Annotated in this window: 18 protein-coding genes and 1 pseudogene; 9 read left to right on the forward strand and 10 right to left on the reverse strand. The window is 47.4% G+C overall.

Annotation, left to right across the window (positions count from 1 at the left end):
* Positions 1 to 45 precede the first annotated feature (45 nt).
* Complete coding sequence (locus HUX64_RS17340; RefSeq protein WP_174627462.1) at positions 46 to 597, reverse strand: Slp family lipoprotein; 552 nt, start codon at positions 595 to 597, stop codon at positions 46 to 48.
* Between the two features lie 349 nt (positions 598 to 946).
* Here HUX64_RS17340 and HUX64_RS17345 point away from each other — a divergent pair, with 349 nt between their 5' ends.
* The gene (locus tag HUX64_RS17345; RefSeq protein ID WP_174627463.1) at positions 947 to 1,993 is read left to right on the forward strand and encodes an AI-2E family transporter; all 1,047 of its coding nucleotides are present in this window, start codon (positions 947 to 949) and stop codon (positions 1,991 to 1,993) included.
* Between the two features lie 64 nt (positions 1,994 to 2,057).
* On the opposite strand, the gene HUX64_RS17350 is transcribed toward HUX64_RS17345, so the two are convergent.
* Both HUX64_RS17350 and HUX64_RS17355 read right to left on the reverse strand, forming a co-directional pair.
* Positions 2,058 to 2,960, reverse strand: a complete 903-nt coding sequence (locus HUX64_RS17350; RefSeq protein WP_174627464.1) for a cation diffusion facilitator family transporter — start codon at positions 2,958 to 2,960, stop codon at positions 2,058 to 2,060.
* A gap of 110 nt (positions 2,961 to 3,070) precedes the next feature.
* Complete coding sequence (locus tag HUX64_RS17355) at positions 3,071 to 3,307, reverse strand: DUF2789 domain-containing protein (RefSeq protein WP_174627465.1); 237 nt, start codon at positions 3,305 to 3,307, stop codon at positions 3,071 to 3,073.
* A gap of 487 nt (positions 3,308 to 3,794) precedes the next feature.
* On the opposite strand from HUX64_RS17355, the gene gnd reads away from it, so the two are divergent.
* The 3 genes from gnd (at position 3,795) to pgl (ending at position 7,533) form a co-directional block, all read left to right on the forward strand.
* Positions 3,795 to 5,240 (forward strand): decarboxylating NADP(+)-dependent phosphogluconate dehydrogenase, encoded by a 1,446-nt coding sequence (gnd, locus tag HUX64_RS17360; protein ID WP_174627466.1) that lies wholly within the window; start codon positions 3,795 to 3,797, stop codon positions 5,238 to 5,240.
* Between the two features lie 127 nt (positions 5,241 to 5,367).
* Positions 5,368 to 6,849, forward strand: a complete 1,482-nt coding sequence (gene zwf, locus HUX64_RS17365) for a glucose-6-phosphate dehydrogenase (protein WP_174627467.1) — start codon at positions 5,368 to 5,370, stop codon at positions 6,847 to 6,849.
* Positions 6,850 to 7,533 carry a 6-phosphogluconolactonase gene (gene pgl, locus HUX64_RS17370; RefSeq protein WP_174627468.1) on the forward strand — a complete coding sequence of 228 codons (684 nt, stop codon included), beginning with the start codon at positions 6,850 to 6,852 and terminating at the stop codon, positions 7,531 to 7,533.
* 37 nt (positions 7,534 to 7,570) lie between these two features.
* Here pgl and HUX64_RS17375 read toward each other — a convergent pair whose 3' ends face one another.
* On the reverse strand, positions 7,571 to 8,422 hold the full coding sequence (locus HUX64_RS17375; protein WP_174627469.1) for an SHOCT domain-containing protein: 852 nt from the start codon (positions 8,420 to 8,422) through the stop codon (positions 7,571 to 7,573).
* A gap of 497 nt (positions 8,423 to 8,919) precedes the next feature.
* Here HUX64_RS17375 and HUX64_RS17380 point away from each other — a divergent pair, with 497 nt between their 5' ends.
* On the forward strand, positions 8,920 to 9,693 hold the full coding sequence (locus tag HUX64_RS17380) for a DUF5765 domain-containing protein (RefSeq protein ID WP_174627470.1): 774 nt from the start codon (positions 8,920 to 8,922) through the stop codon (positions 9,691 to 9,693).
* A 75-nt stretch (positions 9,694 to 9,768) separates the two neighbouring features.
* Here HUX64_RS17380 and amrS read toward each other — a convergent pair whose 3' ends face one another.
* Positions 9,769 to 10,854 carry an AmmeMemoRadiSam system radical SAM enzyme gene (amrS, locus tag HUX64_RS17385; protein WP_174627471.1) on the reverse strand — a complete coding sequence of 362 codons (1,086 nt, stop codon included), beginning with the start codon at positions 10,852 to 10,854 and terminating at the stop codon, positions 9,769 to 9,771.
* Positions 10,855 to 11,013: 159 nt separating this feature from the next.
* Between amrS and amrB the strand changes: the two genes are divergently transcribed.
* From amrB to HUX64_RS17405, 4 genes are all read left to right on the forward strand, one after another.
* The gene (gene amrB, locus HUX64_RS17390; RefSeq protein ID WP_174627472.1) at positions 11,014 to 11,793 is read left to right on the forward strand and encodes an AmmeMemoRadiSam system protein B; all 780 of its coding nucleotides are present in this window, start codon (positions 11,014 to 11,016) and stop codon (positions 11,791 to 11,793) included.
* Positions 11,780 to 12,337: an AmmeMemoRadiSam system protein A gene (amrA, locus tag HUX64_RS17395; protein WP_174627473.1), complete on the forward strand. Its 558-nt coding sequence runs from the start codon at positions 11,780 to 11,782 to the stop codon at positions 12,335 to 12,337. Before amrB ends, amrA begins: the two co-directional genes overlap by 14 nt.
* 229 nt (positions 12,338 to 12,566) lie before the next feature.
* Positions 12,567 to 12,800 carry a hypothetical protein gene (locus HUX64_RS17400; RefSeq protein ID WP_174627474.1) on the forward strand — a complete coding sequence of 78 codons (234 nt, stop codon included), beginning with the start codon at positions 12,567 to 12,569 and terminating at the stop codon, positions 12,798 to 12,800.
* A 21-nt stretch (positions 12,801 to 12,821) separates the two neighbouring features.
* Positions 12,822 to 13,181, forward strand: coding sequence for a hypothetical protein (locus tag HUX64_RS17405; protein WP_174627475.1), 360 nt, complete (start codon positions 12,822 to 12,824; stop codon positions 13,179 to 13,181).
* Positions 13,182 to 13,333: 152 nt separating this feature from the next.
* Here the strand turns inward: HUX64_RS17405 and HUX64_RS17410 are convergent, their stop codons facing one another.
* The 5 genes and pseudogenes from HUX64_RS17410 to HUX64_RS17440 form a co-directional block, all read right to left on the reverse strand.
* On the reverse strand, positions 13,334 to 14,398 hold the full coding sequence (locus HUX64_RS17410; protein WP_174627476.1) for a phosphotransferase enzyme family protein: 1,065 nt from the start codon (positions 14,396 to 14,398) through the stop codon (positions 13,334 to 13,336).
* Positions 14,399 to 14,434: 36 nt separating this feature from the next.
* Positions 14,435 to 14,740: a hypothetical protein gene (locus HUX64_RS17415; protein WP_217426597.1), complete on the reverse strand. Its 306-nt coding sequence runs from the start codon at positions 14,738 to 14,740 to the stop codon at positions 14,435 to 14,437.
* A 67-nt stretch (positions 14,741 to 14,807) separates the two neighbouring features.
* Positions 14,808 to 15,847: pseudogene (locus HUX64_RS20555) on the reverse strand (IS3 family transposase); the annotation flags it as partial.
* Positions 15,848 to 15,984: 137 nt separating this feature from the next.
* A complete protein-coding gene (locus HUX64_RS17435; protein ID WP_174627480.1) occupies positions 15,985 to 16,422 on the reverse strand; it encodes a DUF6567 family protein in 438 nt (145 codons plus the stop codon).
* A gap of 684 nt (positions 16,423 to 17,106) precedes the next feature.
* The gene (locus HUX64_RS17440; RefSeq protein WP_174627481.1) at positions 17,107 to 17,340 is read right to left on the reverse strand and encodes a hypothetical protein; all 234 of its coding nucleotides are present in this window, start codon (positions 17,338 to 17,340) and stop codon (positions 17,107 to 17,109) included.
* Positions 17,341 to 17,439: the final 99 nt, after the last annotated feature.

The raw sequence follows: 17,439 nt of genomic DNA on the forward strand, positions 1-17,439 counted from the left end.
TATTCAACCGATCCTGGCTTTTGACGGCCGCCGCCCGTTTGAGGCTTACCACCACCAGCCATAAGGCCGGTAGTATCCTCCCCAGTAATAAGGATAGCCATAGTAGCCAAAATAAGGATAGTAGCCGTAACCATAGCCAAATCCGCCGTAACCGCCATAGTAATTACGATAATACTCCGGCCACAGGTAAATAACCCTCGCTGAAACCAGCGGCAGCCGGAGAATTTTTTTTCCAATAGTACGTTCTAGCTCACCCTCAAGCGTGCCTGCCACAGTAATTTCCTTGTCTTTGGCATACACCACGGGGTCGAGAAATTTGGCGCTTTTAAAAATAAACCGTCCTTCATTGGCTTTGTCCAATTGGGGTCGACCGGAACTGCCCAGGGGATAATACAATACCTGCACAAGGCTGAAATTCTGTTCATTTTCCACCTCAATTATAGTTCCGCCCCAGCGCACAGGCGCATGCTTGTAGTTATTAATATTTTGTATTGCCTGGCTATAGGTAACATCATATAAAGGCGGCTCTTTAATGGCAGGAGGCAAATTCGAACACGCAGTCAATAACAGACAGATTAATAATAAATACCGTGCCATACTGATTCTCCTGTTATCTACGCGCAGATGGTTAATAATATAGAAAGTGCCTTTTTGCCTTAAGCTCATGTCCTTATTAAGTGTTACTGAGCCAGTACCTGTGAATAAGACTGATCTTCATGCTAAAAATTCCAGCTTTCAAGCATATACAAGCTATATGATTAGAACTATTCTAAGACAGCGGTTGTTGCCGACAGCTCGCTAGAGATTGCCAGCGACAGGGGTTTTCTGCAATGGCCCTCATAAAAATTAATATATCAACTTTCGCCTCCGATAGTTCCAGGGCCGCTCATGGCTTTAAGGGGATGCTGAAAGTCTTCTCTTTACTTTATTTGGTCAATTTGTTTCCATGCAAAAAAATACTTCTCATTTTCTTTTTCCGGCATTTGTTGTGCTGGTGACGATGGCTTTTTTCTGGTTAATTAAGGATTATTTATTAGCCTGTTTCTGGGCAATAATTCTGGCTGTAATTTTTGATCCTGCTTATCAGCGGTTTAAGCAATATTTTAAAAATTCGGAAAAACTGCCGTTGTTTCTAACCATGCTTGTGATTATTCTGGTTTTTGTAATCCCTTTTTTAACCATAACTTTGAGGATAACAGAGGAAAGTGCAGAGTATTATAAAAAAATTGAAAGCGGAGAAATAAATCCTCAACTTTATTTTCAAAATATCCTCTCTTTTTTGCCAAAATTCAATAAGTTGACCCCTATCGGCGGAATAAACGTTGAGCAGATCAGCAGCTCTGCGGGAAATGCCTTTGCCCAGGCGGTAAAATATACAGCGCAGCAAGTCCCCGGCTTTACTCAAAATATATTAAATCTAATCGTTCAGGTTGCCCTGACTTTTTACATGCTGTTTTTTTTATTGCGCGACGGCCGGCAATTGATAAGAAAATTTATCCACCTGATTCCGATAGGAGACAGTATAGAAATAGAATTATTCGATCGTTTCACCAGCGTTGCCAGAGCCACTGTTAAAGGCGGTTTAATCGTAGCGGTAATTCAGGGCAGTATTGGCGGCTTGCTATTTTGGTCCGTCGGTATTCCCGCCGCTTTTTTATGGGGCATGCTGATGATAATTTTATCCTTACTGCCGATAGGCAGCGCTCTGGTCTGGGCTCCAGCTGCGGTAATTTTATTTTTTCAAGGTCAAACTTTAAAAGCCGTTATTATTTTGGCAGTTGGCATTCTGGCCATCGGCCTGATAGATAATTTTCTGCGGCCGCGACTGATAGGCAAAGATATTAAAATGTCGGATTATCTGGTGCTGGTATCAACCTTGGGCGGATTGGCCTGGTTTTCATTAACAGGATTTGTATTAGGCCCCGTCATAGCCGCTTTATTTATTACCTGCTGGGAAATAGTGGGGAAAAATAGCCAGGCCAGTAAACCTTAAAAAGCGAAGCTTTTAATTGCCAATTTAAAAAGAATAGAGTGGTTTTTAAAAAGTGTATTTACACTTAATCAGCATTATCAATTTCAAAGAATATCCATTTAACCCGGGCATGCCTTTGCCTGATTTGCCGTTCCATGGCATTGATTTCATTCACGGCCCTGAGAACGGTCATATCCGGTTGAAGCTCGGCTTTAATAGTAACCATGACATTATTGCCGTGATTGATTGCCCACATATTCAGTACCTGCAGCACGCAGGGTTGAGTCTCCAGGTAGCGCTGGATGTCATCACTGATAGCGTCGGCAGATTCACCCAGCAGCAAGGAATGGACTTCTGTGCCTACCAGGACAGCAACGGTAATCAGTAAAAATCCGATTAATATCGACCCTGCCGCATCATAGGCGGTATTGCCGGTGATCATGGTCAGACCCAGCATTATTAGGGCGATCCCGAGCCCTGCCAGAGCTGCCATGTCTTCACCGGTTACCACTATCAGTTCGCTGGATTGAGTTTCTTTAAACCATTGCCACATGGAACGGGCGGCTTTTTCCTCTTGCAAAGCCGCCAGCGCACCTTTTAAGGAAAAATATTCCAAACCCGCAGCAATCAGCAAGATGATCAAGGCGACACCCTCATTTTCGACAGTATGCGGATGGGTGTAGCGCAGCCATCCTTCATACACTGAAAAGACGCCGCCTACGGAAAACAAGGTGAATGCCACCATCATCGACCAGATATACGATTCCCGTCCAAAACCCATGGGGTGTTTGCGCGTCGCCTTTTTTGCGGACCTCTTCATACCGATAAACAGTAATACCTGGTTTCCGCAATCGGCAAACGAGTGAATCGCTTCGGCTAATAAAGAGCCTGAACCGGTCCAGAAAGCTGCGCCTGTCTTGGCCGCGGCGATGCCTAAATTAGCCGCAAAGGCATAGAGAATGGCAGTAGTTGAGCTGGTATCTGACATAAATGTTCTTGACCCGGGCAGGTGAGACTCAAACGGTTAAATAGCTTCAAGTAAACTGCTAAACCTGATCAGCATCGACAGCACTTAACCTTAACTATGATACTCATCGCTTAATTTTTCCTCAATAAACAATTCAGTTCATCCACGAGTTCGCACCAGTCCGAATTCACTTTTATTGCTTCAGCCAGAAACCCAGCCTGTGCCTGATTCCAGAAATCTGCCTCAGGCAAGGCAATAGCAGGCGGCAACGGTCTGTGTTTCTCGATAAAAGCCTGAATCTGTTCATCGCTGTCTGCTAAACCTAATTGACAAAACAATGTTTGCATCGTGTGAGGTGAAGTATCCATTTGAATCCCTGAAATTATTAAGATTTACTGTGAGGCGATAACATTCTCAACGTTTTCAACCGATGGCTCTTGCACTATGAACCGCTCTTGCAAGACCTGAGAAGTCTATCAGTAAGTTGTTTCCGCGCGTGAGCCGAACTAATGATGTATCAGATTTTCTTTACAGATTTTAAACCCGTTGTTGCCGTTGACAGTGCAAGCAATACATAACATAACATACAATTGCCTGACAGCTAGCTATAAAAATAATAAATTAGTCAATCAACCAATACTTCAAATCGAAAGCTAAATCGATTATCGCATCAGCATGTCCATGTGCTTATATTCTTTATGTTACAGTTTATTAATTCACTATAATTATTCAATAACCCCGTTATCAGTACGGTGTCGAGTTATGCTTTGACAAATGCGCGAGCGGATTTTTTAGCGGCGCCATCACCGCCATGATATTATCAATCAATATAATAGTTACAGAGTAGAGGGCAAAATGAAAGCGAACATAGGCTTAATCGGTTTGGCAGTAATGGGACAAAATCTGGTTTTAAACATGAATGACCACGGTTTTAAAGTCGCGGTTTTCAACCGCACCACCCGCACAGTAGATGAATTTTTGAACGGCCCGGCCAAAAACACTCAAATTATCGGTACGCATTCGCTTGAAGAGCTGGTTAACAGCCTGGAGTCGCCCCGCATAATCATGCTGATGGTTAAAGCAGGGGTAGTGGTCGATCAATATATCGACAAGTTGCTGCCGCTGTTATCAGCGGGCGATATTATTATTGACGGCGGCAACTCGCTTTTTACAGATACGGCCCGCCGCACGCTGGCCCTGAAAGACCAAAACCTTCTCTTTATAGGCGCCGGCGTATCCGGAGGTGAAGAAGGCGCAAGACATGGGCCTTCTATTATGCCGGGCGGCAATAAAGCCGCCTGGCCTGCCGTTAAAACTATTTTACAGGCCATCAGCGCGAAAGTTGACGGCAAACCGTGCTGCGAATGGGTAGGCGAAAACGGCGCCGGCCACTATGTCAAGATGGTGCATAACGGCATTGAATACGGCGATATGCAGATTATCGGCGAAGCTTATCAATTGTTGTCTCAAGGCTTGGGGTTGACGGCCGATGAAATGCATGCTGTATTTGCCGACTGGAATAAAGGCGAATTAATTTCCTACCTGATTGAAATCACTGCCGATATTTTGGCTTTCAAGGATGAAGACGGTCAACCCCTAGTGGAAAAAGTCCTCGATACGGCGGGCCAAAAAGGCACCGGCAAATGGACCGGGATTAATGCGCTGGAATTGGGCATTCCTTTAACCTTAATCGGCGAAGCCGTATTTGCCCGCTGCTTGTCCGCACAAAAAGAAGAACGGGTCAAGGCCGCGCAATTGTTGCCTAAACACAGCCAGATTTTTAACGGCGACAAGCAAATCATAATCGAAGCCATTCGTAATGCCGTGTATGCATCCAAGATAATTTCTTATGCTCAGGGGTTCAGATTAATGCGCGAAGCTTCCAAAGAATACGGCCTGGCGCTCAACTATGGTGAAATTGCACTGTTGTGGCGCGGCGGCTGCATTATTCGCAGCGGATTTTTAAATGATATCAAGCAGGCTTATGACGCCAGCCCTGATTTGGAAAATCTTCTGCTGGCGGAATTTTTTATGAATGCCGTGGCCCGGTCTGACAAAGGCTGGCGCAAAGCCGTCATTCTAGCCATAGAACTGGCTATCCCGACGCCGGCATTTGCTTCGGCATTGGCTTACTACGACGGCTATCGGACAGAAAGACTGCCTGCCAACCTTTTGCAGGCGCAAAGAGACTATTTTGGCGCCCATACCTATGAGCGGACCGATCAGCCCAGAGGCCGGTTTTTCCATACCGACTGGACAGGTCATGGCGGCAAGACGGCATCATCTACCTATACTGTATAAGCCATAGCTTTACCGCCGTATTTTTACCACTTATTGTTTTATCCCTTATTATTGTTCACCGCGAAGGTTATCAATTTATTCATAAACTTCGGGGTCTGTGCGATGAATTTTTTTACGAGTCTATTTCATGAACGCTGAGCCTTGCACTTACGTTATATTTGGCGCCACCGGCAATCTTTCCAGAATTAAATTAATGCCGGCACTGTATCATCTCGATGTGGCCAGGCAGTTACCGGAGGGAACGCGCATTTTGGCCATAGGCCGCAGGCCCTGGGATCAGCAGAAATGGGTGGAGGAAGCCAGGGATATGATTCAGGCAAAGGGCGATCTTGATGAAAACGTTTTACAGCGTTTCAGCGAGCGGCTGTATTATCATCAGGGCGATATAGAGCAGGAACAGTGCTATACGGATCTGGCCGGTTTGCTTAACCGGAATAAAAACTTCCCCAAAAACATTGCTTTTTATCTGTCCATCAGTCCGTCCGATTTTGGCCCAGTCATGGAATTTTTAAGCAAAAACAGCTTGTTTGACGAGGAATACGGCTGGCGGCGGGTAATTATTGAAAAGCCGTTTGGCTATGACCTGGACAGTGCGCAGGCTCTACAAAAACGCATCAGCCAATATTTGACGGAACAGCAAATTTACCGAATCGATCACTATCTGGGTAAAGGCATGGTGCAGAATGTGCTGGTCTTCCGTTTTGCCAATGTAATGCTGGAGCCGTTATGGAACCGCAACTATATAGATCATATCCAGTTTACTCATTCTGAAACAATCGGTATAGAAAGCCGCGGGGAATATTACGATAGTGCCGGCGCCCTGCGCGACATGCTGCAAAGTCATCTGTTGCAGCTATTGACGCTGATGGCAATGGAGCCGCCGGTGTCCATGGAAGCAGAATCCTTGCGCGATGAAAAAGTCAAGGTATTAAAATCAATTCGCCCCATTCCCAAAGAAGCCGTGCATGGGCACGCCTTCCGCGCTCAATATGGCAAAGGCACTATTAACGGCGAAAAAGTCAAAAGTTATCTGCAGGAAGAACATATACCCGCTACCAGCGTGACTGAAACCTATGCGGCCATGAAACTCTATATTGACAACTGGCGCTGGCGCGGCGTGCCTTTTTATCTGCGGACCGGCAAGCGCATGGCCAAGGCCCAGTCAACGATTTCAATTTGTTTTCGCCATCCGCCGCTGCAATTTTTTCGTGACACCCAGGTTCAATGCATGAATCCTAATTGGGTGCTGCTGGGCATACAGCCGGAAGAGTGCATTCGCATTGAAATGACGGTAAAAGAACCGGGTCTGGAAATGAACACCCGGGTCAGCAGTCTTGATGCCAGTTTCCGAAACAGTGATGAGAAAACGATTGATGCCTATGAGGATTTATTGCTGGATGTGTTAAAAGGCGACCGGTCATTATTTCTGCGCTTTGATGAAGTCGAGCACGCGTGGCGCGTTGTCGAACCCATTCTGCAAACCTGGGCGATTGAGCGCGACTATATCGCCACTTACCCGGCCGGCTCCTGGGGGCCGGAAGACAGCCGCCGTCTGTTCGATAAGGAAGCGCAGTCCTGGCGCAGCTCATTAATTCCGGAGGGCAAGTAAATGCAGAATAACCATCGCTGGCATGTCCTGGAAACGGCCGAACAGGTTGCACAGCCAGCCTGCCAGCATATCCTGGAGATAGCCCGGCATGCTATTGCAGAACAGGGCAAATTCAAACTAGTCCTGGCTGGCGGCAGCACCCCGGAAAAAGTTTACCATTTATTGGCGCAAACCAATGCAGACTGGCAGCGATGGTATATTTATTTCGGTGATGAACGCTGTTTACCTGTAGATCATAAAGACAGAAACAGCGTGATGGCCGCTCAGTCTTTTCTGGAAAAAGTAGCGATTCCGGCATCACAGATATTTACCATGCCTGCTGAACTGGGCCCTGAACAAGCGGCTAAAAGCTATCAACAAACTATTGCCGGTGCGCTGCCGTTTCATCTGGTTTTGCTAGGCATCGGAGAAGATGGCCATACGGCCAGTTTGTTCCCCGGCCACAAGCATCCGGAACAAGAACTGGTGCATGCGGTTTATAATGCCCCCAAGCCGCCGCCCGAAAGAGTTTCCCTCAGCGCAAAAGCCTTAAGCAGCACTGATCGGCTTATTTTCCTGATTACCGGCGCAAGCAAACAGGAAGCCGTTAAAAATTGGCGTCTGGGACAGGACTTACCGGTTGCCGCTGTAACTGCGCAAAATCCAGGCGATATTTATATAGATCGGGCGGCCTATAATGCCTAGTGCCTTAATCAGGTTTTTGCTGTGTCAATCCACTGAATTATAAGCGGCCCAACAGTTCCGATTTTTTTGCATTGTATTCATTTTCCGTCAATATGCCTTTATCTTTCAGGCCGGCCAGTTTCTCGATAGCCGCGAAAATATCGGCTTCCTGACTTGATGACTGCGTATTAACAGCATTATTCGCGCTATAGAAAGTCTGGTCTGGCTGGGAAGAGGATTGTACAGGCACATTGTCGATAGAAATAACCGGCAGATTATTGACATCAACCACACCGTATTGGCTGGTAAAAGTAATGGAGCTGCCGCCCGATTGCTGCTGAGAGAAGCCGCCAATCTGATGATCGAGCGTATCATAGAGCGTTACATGGCCATTCGCCTCTATTGCGAGGCGCTGTATATTGGCGAAATAAGCATAGCGGACATTGTTCTGGGCGCCGGTGCTGGTAGGAAATTGCAGACCTGCGGGCCACCAGTTGCCGGAACTGCCCGCCGGCGGCGGAACAAACAAACTGACCGGCCCGTTTGCTCCTGAGCCATTTTGCTGCTGCTGATTACCGCTATAGTTGCCTTGTTGCTGAGAGCCTTGATTCTGTGACTGAAAGTTGCCAGTTTGAATTAAATCCGGCTGATTGGCGATCAGGTTGGAGAGCTCCTGGCAAAGCCCCCCGACACTGTTTTTTAAATTATTATTGAACATATCGCCCAACATAATCATACCGCCCCGCATCCATTGGCCCGAGCCGCCGAATTCCGGATGGTTAAACTGCGCCATAGAGCCGTTGCCGTTAATAACCGACTGCAGCAGACTGAAGACGGCATCCGGGCTAAAATTATATTTCTGTGCCAACTGATTTATTATCTGCTGGCCTTCGGGAGTAAGCTGTCTCATTAGAAAATTCACCTATTAAAGATTAAACACAAAAGATATCAGGCATTTCCCAGAGCTCATTAAGTGCAGGCAGGGGTTTATCCCTGAATTATTTCACAGTCTAATGGAACACCCGGATAAAAGCACTATTTAATATAAATTCCCATGCCTCGACAGGAATACCGGCCTTTTGTTAAGCTCTTATTTGCACATCCCAGAGGAACGGACTCCAGGGCATAACAGGCGGAGCATGTGCTTTGCCAGCCGTTTTAATGCTTAGTCTAATAAAATATCTGAATTTCATTGACCGTTCGTTGTGCTAGCCGGGATTCAGGCCGATGGTTTTTAAAACGAAGCCACGACTTGTTGTCCAAAATCCCATAAGCCAGCCCCAAATTAAGTATAATAGTCTGGGTATTACCTAGCTAAAACCCTTACCGTTGTTTCAGCACTAAAAACCGGCGAGGAGGCTGTGGAATAAGGGTATTTATATAAATATAAAAAGAAGGGTCGGTTTTATGTGTTGGAGTGGGGAGGCGTCCGCGGTTTTAGCCGCCGCAGGTCTGAGTACCGCAGCGTATGTGGCACTTAAAGGAGAGTCCAGGGAACTCTGGATACCGTTAACCTATTTTGCCTTAATGGAACTGTTACAGGCAGCGACCTATGTCTATATAGATTTATGTGATAACCCGATTAATCAGGTGCTTACGCTTTTTGGCTATTTGCATGTGGCGTTTCAGCCATTCTTTGTCAATATGGTCGCGATGTACTTTATTCCGGAAAGCGTCAAACTGAAAATACGAACGACGGTTTATACGGTTTGCGCGATCGGTTCGGTTGCGATGCTGGTGAAAATGTATCCTTTCGCCTGGGCTGGAACCTGCCGCGTTGGGATAGAGGGATTTTGCGGGCCTCATGTCTGTTCTACGTCGGGCTCCTGGCATATTGCCTGGCAAATGCCTTTGAATGGCTTGATGTCCGACCCGGTCGGCTGGCTGTTTGGGTTTGACTGGGGCTTGCACGCATTCACCTATATTCTGGTTGCGTTTTATATGCCTTTTATTTACGGCTCATGGCGTTTTGTAACTTTCCATTACCTCATAGGCCCCTTTATTTCTGATCTTACGACGACCGACCCTAACGAATATGCGGCGGTTTGGTGTCTGTTTTCTATCGCGCTTTGCGTCTCTGTCATTAAAACGCCGATCAGGAAGTATCTCCATGTTACATCGTGGCCATTTTATAAAAAATGCCTTGGCAATTCCTTCTATCCCTCAAAGATAAGGGCATAAACACAGATAGAGGCAAACGGGCGGCAAGGCTTTTACTTACGGCTCGTTTTTCGTTGTGTTTTTGCCGGAGGGCATCTAACCCACAGCAACAGCTCTTCGTCTAGCGCCCCAGCTGCCGGCCCTGGCATTAAAAACGCCTGCGCAGCCTGCCCCGCAAAAACTGCACAAGCCTGACTTATCCAGATTCCATTCCCCCAACTGATACCAGTCGCGGCCTATCAGTAAATTTCCGCAATCATGGCAATAGGTGCTGTTTGCGAACTTATCATGGACATTGCCCACATAGGGATAATGCACGCCATTTTTCAGGGCAATTTCTCGCGCCTGCAGCAGGGAATTAACAGGCGTATGCGGTTTATCCCGCATCTTCCAGTCAGGATGAAAGGCAGTGAAATGCATCGGCACATCCGGCCCCAGATTTTCAACTACCCATTGCGTCATGGCCTCCAGCTCTGCTTCCGAATCATTCTCGCCCGGAATAACTAATGTTGTCAGTTCCAGCCAGACAGAAGTCTCATGCTTGATATATTTAAGGGTATCCAATACGGCTTGCAGATGCGCGCCGGTAATCGCATGGTAAAAACGCTCGGTAAAGGCTTTTAAATCAATATTCGCGGCATCCATCCATTGATAAAATTCGGCTCTTGGCTCTGCGCACACATAGCCGGCAGAAACCGCTACCGATTTTATACCGAGACTTCTGCAAGCCTGGGCGGTATCTATTGCATATTCATGAAACACCACCGGATCATTGTAGGTAAAAGCCACACTGTCGCAACCATATTCCAGCGCTGCCTGAGCTATAACGTCCGGTGAGGCCTTGCTCATCAGCGTATCCATTTCGCGCGACTTGCTGATATCCCAATTCTGGCAAAACTTGCAGGCAAGATTACAGCCTGCCGTTCCGAAGGATAATACCGGCGTGCCTGGCAAAAAATGATTTAGCGGCTTTTTCTCGATAGGATCAATAGCAAAACCGCTTGATCGACCATAACTGGTCATGACAATTTGATTGTCCAGATTTTGCCTGACGAAGCACAAGCCGCGCTGCTCCGGATGCAGTTTGCAAAATCTCGGACACATGTCACATTGAACACGGCCGTCTTCCAGCGCATGCCAATACTGCGTTTTAACTGTGTCATGGGAAACAAAAACACTCATTAATATTCTCCTTGAACCGTTCTTAAATCACTTTGTCTGTAGTTAATAAAATTTGGGCCTAACAAAAGCAGGCGGTTATTAGCCGCTCTATCAGAAATAACCTGACTTTCAAGGTTTTTACAGATTGAATTATTACTATAGAAATAGGAGGGCAATCTCATGAATAGACAGCCTGCTGTAGCAGGAACATTCTACCCTGCCAATCCGCAGCAACTTCACCAAATGTTAGATCAGCTACTTAATGATGCTGAAACTACTGGAAAAGTTCCCAAAGCCATCATTGCGCCCCATGCCGGCTATGTTTATTCCGGCCCGATCGCCGCAACTGCCTATGCCCGGTTAAAAAAAGCCCACGATATGATAAACCGCGTAGTCATTATCGGCCCCTCCCATCGCGTAGCTTTTAAAGGCCTGGCCCTGAGCAGAGCGCAAACATTTGCTACTCCTTTGGGCAGCGTCCTGGTGGACCAGAAAGCTCTGCAAGGGCTTGAGCACTTGCCTTTCGTAGACTATATCGAACAGGCCCATACGCAAGAACACAGCCTCGAAGTCCATCTGCCTTTTTTGCAGGAAATGCTGGATGATTTTAAAATTATTCCTCTGGTCGCTGGCGATGCATCACCGGAACAGGTCAGCCAGGTTATTGATATGCTGTGGGGCGGAGAGGAAACGCTGATTGTGATCAGTTCTGACCTAAGCCATTATCATGATTACAGAGCCGCTCAACAACTTGATAAATCAACCAGCGCCGCCATAGAACAACTGCAATATGAACAGCTGGCGTTTGATTCCGCTTGCGGCAAGGTTCCGGTCAGCGGCTTATTAAAGTTGGCGCGGGAAAAATCACTTACCATTAAAAATATCGACCTGCGCAATTCGGGCGACACCGCAGGTGATAAAAGCAGAGTTGTGGGTTACGGCGCTTATGTCATTGAGTAAAGATCATCAAAAAAAACTGCTCGACTTGGCGAAAAGCTCCATTCAGCATGGTTTGCAAAAAGGCAAACCGTTAAAGGTTGATTTAGCCGATTTTCCTCCGCAATTAACCATAAAGCGCGCTACCTTTGTTACCTTGTTACTCCACGATCAACTGCGCGGCTGCATTGGCACGCTGGACGCGGTGCGGCCGCTAATTGAAGATATTGCAGAAAATGCCTATTCTGCGGCTTTCCAGGATCCTCGCTTTCCGCAATTGAAGGAGAATGAGCTCGACCACTTGAAAATCCATCTGTCCATTCTGACGCCTGCCGAACCGGTCATTTTTACTTCCGAACAGGATTTATTACACCAGTTACAGCCTGGCATAGACGGCCTGATTCTGGAGGATGGCCACCGGCGCGGAACTTTTTTGCCTTCAGTATGGGAATCCCTGCCGGAAGCCGAACAATTCTTGCGGCATTTAAAACAAAAAGCGGGGCTGGCGCCTGATTACTGGTCTGACAGTATTCAGGTTTATCGATACCGTACCGAAGTGATTGTTTAAAAATTGAGAGCATTTCAATATATGATGCGGCTCCGGCAAAGCCGTCAGGCATTCTTCATGCGGAATTGCCAATTGACAGAATCAAAACCGTGTTGTAAATAATATCAACCCTGCGCTAATGTTCTCAAGAACGGCATGACGGCTTAAGTTTTACCCGCCCGCCATTTTCCCGCAGCTTTGCGTGCTCCGCACCGATTAATCAATTTCACTACTGACGATAAACGGCGCCATGGAAAATCATTTCCAAGATTTGGACGCGGGCGAAGCCTATGAAATCGCCCGGAAAAGAATATTCGCTGAATTGCTGGATGCGCATCATACGACTTTCTATACCGTCATCAGCGTTATTCAGGCAACCTGCTTCGGCTTCCTTGTCCTGGTATGTTTTGAGGAAGGCAGACACTTCGGTATTTACCAGTGGCTGCTCGCCGCAAACACGCTGGTGATTATTATTCTGGTGTGAAATGGGTTTATCAGAGGATTTGTGGCTCTCATTTATGTGCCCAAATTAATCGACGGCATGATACCGTTTGCGCTTGGCGCCGGTCAGTGCTTCTCGGCCTATTTTGTAGCGCACGGAGCCCGCGGCTGGTATTGGAGCCTGGCGGCGATCTGTGTTATCGGCTGCTTGGGATATGTCAACGCCGAAGTGAACGCCCGCCTGAACCCTGCCGAAAACGATCAGGTTCTGGCTTTTTACGGCCGGCATTTACGCATACTGCAGTTATCGACTTTGCTGCTTGCAGCGATCTGCACGGCCCTGGCCGGCTTTTCCAAATGGCCTGATGAAATACTTATCGCGCTCACTTTTGTCATCACGGCAGGCTACGCATTGACGGACTAAGTTCTCTGGCTGCGTTTCGAAAAGCTGGCGCGCGGCAAAGCTTGATCTCCATAAAGCCCGGTAAATTAAACGCATCTCCTGCATGCTTTCTGGGCGATTGCTGCAGTCTGCGCCCCGGCGGCGACCGGATAACTCGGCGATATGTGCAGTAGTCATTTTATCGGCTGGCTGTGCAGGCGCTGCAACAGCCTGTTAATTGCCGGCTCCTGGCGCATTATGCTCTCGCACAAGCGGAATTGCCCGGCGGCTCGCTGTAAGTTTTGCTCTGGCCCGGTCACTTTAAAATAGCGATTGCCTTGCAGATAATCCGTATAAAACCTGAGGCCTAATTCAAACGGAATCAGCCGTATGGCAGGGTACAAATACCGGTAATCATAATCTGAAAAGAACGCACCGGCCTCGCTCAAATAGCTCTTTAATATAGCCGCGCCAATATCCAGATCAAATTCATCAGTCTCCGGCTTATGGCAACAGGAGCGCAGGCAATCCGCGATATCGTAATGCACTAATCCGGGATTGACGGTATCGAGGTCAATAAGGCTGACGATATGTTTGCTGTGTTTATCAAAAAGAAAATTATTCAATTTGGGATCGCCATGAATGATGCGCACTGGCAGTAAACCTTGACGTTTGGCATGTTCCAGATCATCCGCCATAGACTGGAAGCTGGCGATAAAATCAGCGCAATAGCGGTTTTCAGTTGATCCTGATTGTGTTTGGCGTTGGTTTAAAACGCCGTGATAATGGTTTAAGTAGTCAGGCGTAATATGAAAGCCGGGTAAGGTATCGTATAAGGCGTTGGGATTGAGATCACTGACCAGGCGATGAAAATGCCCCAGTGCAAATCCTGCCTGTTCTGCCTGGCTGATATGGGCTAGGGTCTCAAGGCTTTCGGTATCGGCGATAAAACTCAGCGCTCGCCAGTAATCGCCTTTTTCATCCTGAAAATAGGGGTTTTTAGCGGTAGTCAGTAAAATTTCAGGGACTTTTAACCTGACCGAGCCGCTGATTTTTTGCTCAATATGTTGATTAAGCCTTATCAGGTTGGCCATGATGTGTTCGGGCTCTGGAAAAACTCTGCGGTTTATGCGCTGCAGAACGAATGGCGAAGAGGCTGTAGTAACCAGGTAGGTATCATTGATCAGGCCATTGCCGAGCGGAATAATTTGCTTGACGGTTGCGGCGAACCGGCGGGCGATGAGAAATAGCGGGTTCATCAAAATTGGTGCGAAAAAGGTAACGGCGGTAGCGGTTCAGTTTGAAATTGATATATTTTCAAAACTGCCTTGGTAGTCATCCGAACTTAAAACCGTATCATACAAACCAACTCTCTCTCCCTCATGTTTGTTGATGCCAATGTATTCAAGGCTTGCATCCTCGTATCGCTTAAACTTGTACACAGCATCGTTCATCAATGCACTATTAAAAACACCAAGACTTACCAATAATTCAAAATCTTTTACGGTTAAGCCTGTTACTTTTTTGAATAAACCGGGTTCAAATTGGGTTATGACATCTCTAAGGCTTCTTTCCCGATAATCAGTCAGATATATAAACACGGGGATACGTGTTGCAAACTTGATCAGCTTTTTGATGTATCAACCTATTACCGGACACCTGGTTAAGAGCTGCTTGCGGCAATTCATAGTCAACGGGCGATAGATAACCGTTGGAGGAATGCAGTCGCTCGCGGTTGCAGAACACTTCGATATATTCAAACACCGCTTGTTTACCCTCCGCTCGGATTTGATGAGGCATCAGTTCGGTTTTCAAGCTAGGGAAGAAGCTTTCTGAAACGGGGTTATCCCAACAATTGCTCTTACGGCTCATGCTCTGCCGGATGCCATGTTGGTTAACAGGGCCCGATGACTTTCCGGCGCCTGTTGACTGCCCCGCTCGGTAGGCCGCCTCAGTCCCTTTTCCGGCTTTCGCTTGCAAATGGCCATCAATAAGGCGTCGTTCACCCGTTTAGCCCGCCTAGGCTCGGCCATTGACTCGCCCACCCTGGGCCGGGAATAAAGATCAATCACTACGGCTGAATACAGCCAGCCTTCTGGGGCAGGAATAGGGGTGATAGCGTCGGCCTGGACCTGATGGGGTCGATCGACGTTAAACGGACGATCCAGAGAGTCAGGCGCAAGCGGCTGATTATGCCTGGAGTTCATCGCGGCTTTGAATTGGCGCTGGGTTTTACAGGCTAACCCGGCTTCTCCCATCAGACGTCCTGGTCGCCAGCGGCTGAGCGTCCGGTCTCGGCCTGATAAGGCCATCTTGAGGCGACCAGTTCCGTTTTTATTGAACTCGCTTTGCAGGAAGCGACCCATCAAGTCCACCCCTATTCTGTTGCCTGTGATTTGATCCAGGCGATTTTCACCGGGTTCCCTGTCGAAGGTCGCTGCCGCCTTTATTAATCAATCGCGCTCCTCGGTCAGGCGGGAGGATTCTTTGTTGATGCGCTTGAGTTCACCGTAAAGAGGCTCATCGGTTCGTACCGTTTTATCGTTCTCCTTAGAGCGGCTGTATTTGCCGGTCCAGGTGTGCAGGGGAGTGACGTTAATGCCGAGGTCTTTGGCCGCCTGAGTGAGGGGTTTATCCGCTTCATTCGCCAGCTTGACCGCTGGGGCTCTGAATTCGGCTGTATAAATATCAGGTTTTTCTGGTTTCATTTGGATTCACCTTTTTGGAGGGTATTTTAAAGAGTGGGTCCGCTTTAGTGTAGCCATATCCCAGTCCTGAGTCGCTAATACTGCCTACATGCACACCAGGGGCTGGCTGTAAATTTTGCTCTTGCCAGGGGTCGCTTTCAGGGAACGCTTTCGCTACCCTGGCTCCTTAGCGGCGCCGCAACGTCAGTAAATTCAATAATATCTGCTCGCACAGTGATCTTGGGCAGGGCGAATAAAATGAAATAGGTAGAGGTATGTTCATGCACTACGTTGATGATAGCCTGGGCCTTGCCGCCGGCAACAGGTGCGTGTTGGTAAAGTTTGCTAAGGGCCTCTTCATACTGAGGGGACTTGAAAGGAATAAGTCCCAGGAAACTAAAACCCATACTGCTGCCGATGGCATTGGCTTTTACTATTTTGTAATTTTGCCGCGATAAATGCACCACCGTTGTAGTTAATATCTGCGTTCCTCCCGCCGCTGGGAGCAGGCCGGCTAAGCCGGGCAGGGCCGGTAGCGCAGCGGCGCAACCGCTAAGCAAATGCAGAATCGGCAATATTTTCAACCATTTAGCCATGATACCCTCTACCAACAAAGTTATTGAATTAGCCCGCTAGACAGGAGGATTAATTTCTGCCTTGAAACCCTCCGTCTTATTTCGAAAGCCAAGCTCAAAAACGCGAGACACGGCTCAATTTATGCGTAACGAACCTTTTCAGGCCATACTTAAACCTTTCCGTTCAGTGCTGTAAAGATAAATTTTAATTGCATCAACGTTGTAGATGAGAAAAAACATAGAAAGCTGATAGAGTGGGTTAAAAGGTCATTAAATATTGCATTTTGTTTTATGAACATGAAAAGCAGTAAACAACAAACCAATGAACTGACAGCTATCTTAAACCAGCATTTTCAATGGAACAAGGTCAGAAGGGCATGTGTTGGGGCATGTTGATCGCCTTGCCGGACGTAAGGGTTAACCAGGCGCCGTCAGCCTCAAGTTTCCCAGAGCAAGCACTGATCCGAAGCGTCATCATCGGAGACAGCGATTTTTTAGCGAACAGTGGTGGACTACATGGGCCTTGCCTACTTTGTCATGACCCCACTGGTTTCACCGTTTTATCTATCTCTGAACGGCACTAACTGGAAGCGCGGTCAAGTCAAACTCAATTTGCTGGTCCCCCACTGTGGTTTATCGAGGAGCGGGTATAGGCTGGCGTTAAATAAACCGAACAATTTAAACAGTCCGGAGCGTAATGTCCTGTTACAGCGTTTCCCTGGTCAGTTTGGTAAAGACCGAATCAAATGACACTGCCGACAACCCGAAGATTTTTAAAGTCAACGAGAACTGTATAATCACCTCAAGCAATACATCGCCTATAGCATTACTGTCTATATTGTTGATGATTGCCACGATAAGCCCACTAATAGTGGCCTGATCAGCAACGTGGGTTCTTAGCCCATAATCTCCTGTAGCCGGCGTAATCAAATCGGCCATAACCATTTACCTGCTCGACTTGAGTAAAGGTCTTGAATATCAAGGATCCGTTCTTGTACAGGATCAGTGATTGTAAGATCGGCGCCATGTTCTACAACA

Origin of the sequence: Candidatus Methylobacter favarea, from assembly GCF_902806695.1 — a bacterium.
Classification (GTDB): Bacteria; Pseudomonadota; Gammaproteobacteria; order Methylococcales; family Methylomonadaceae; genus Methylobacter_B; species Methylobacter_B favarea.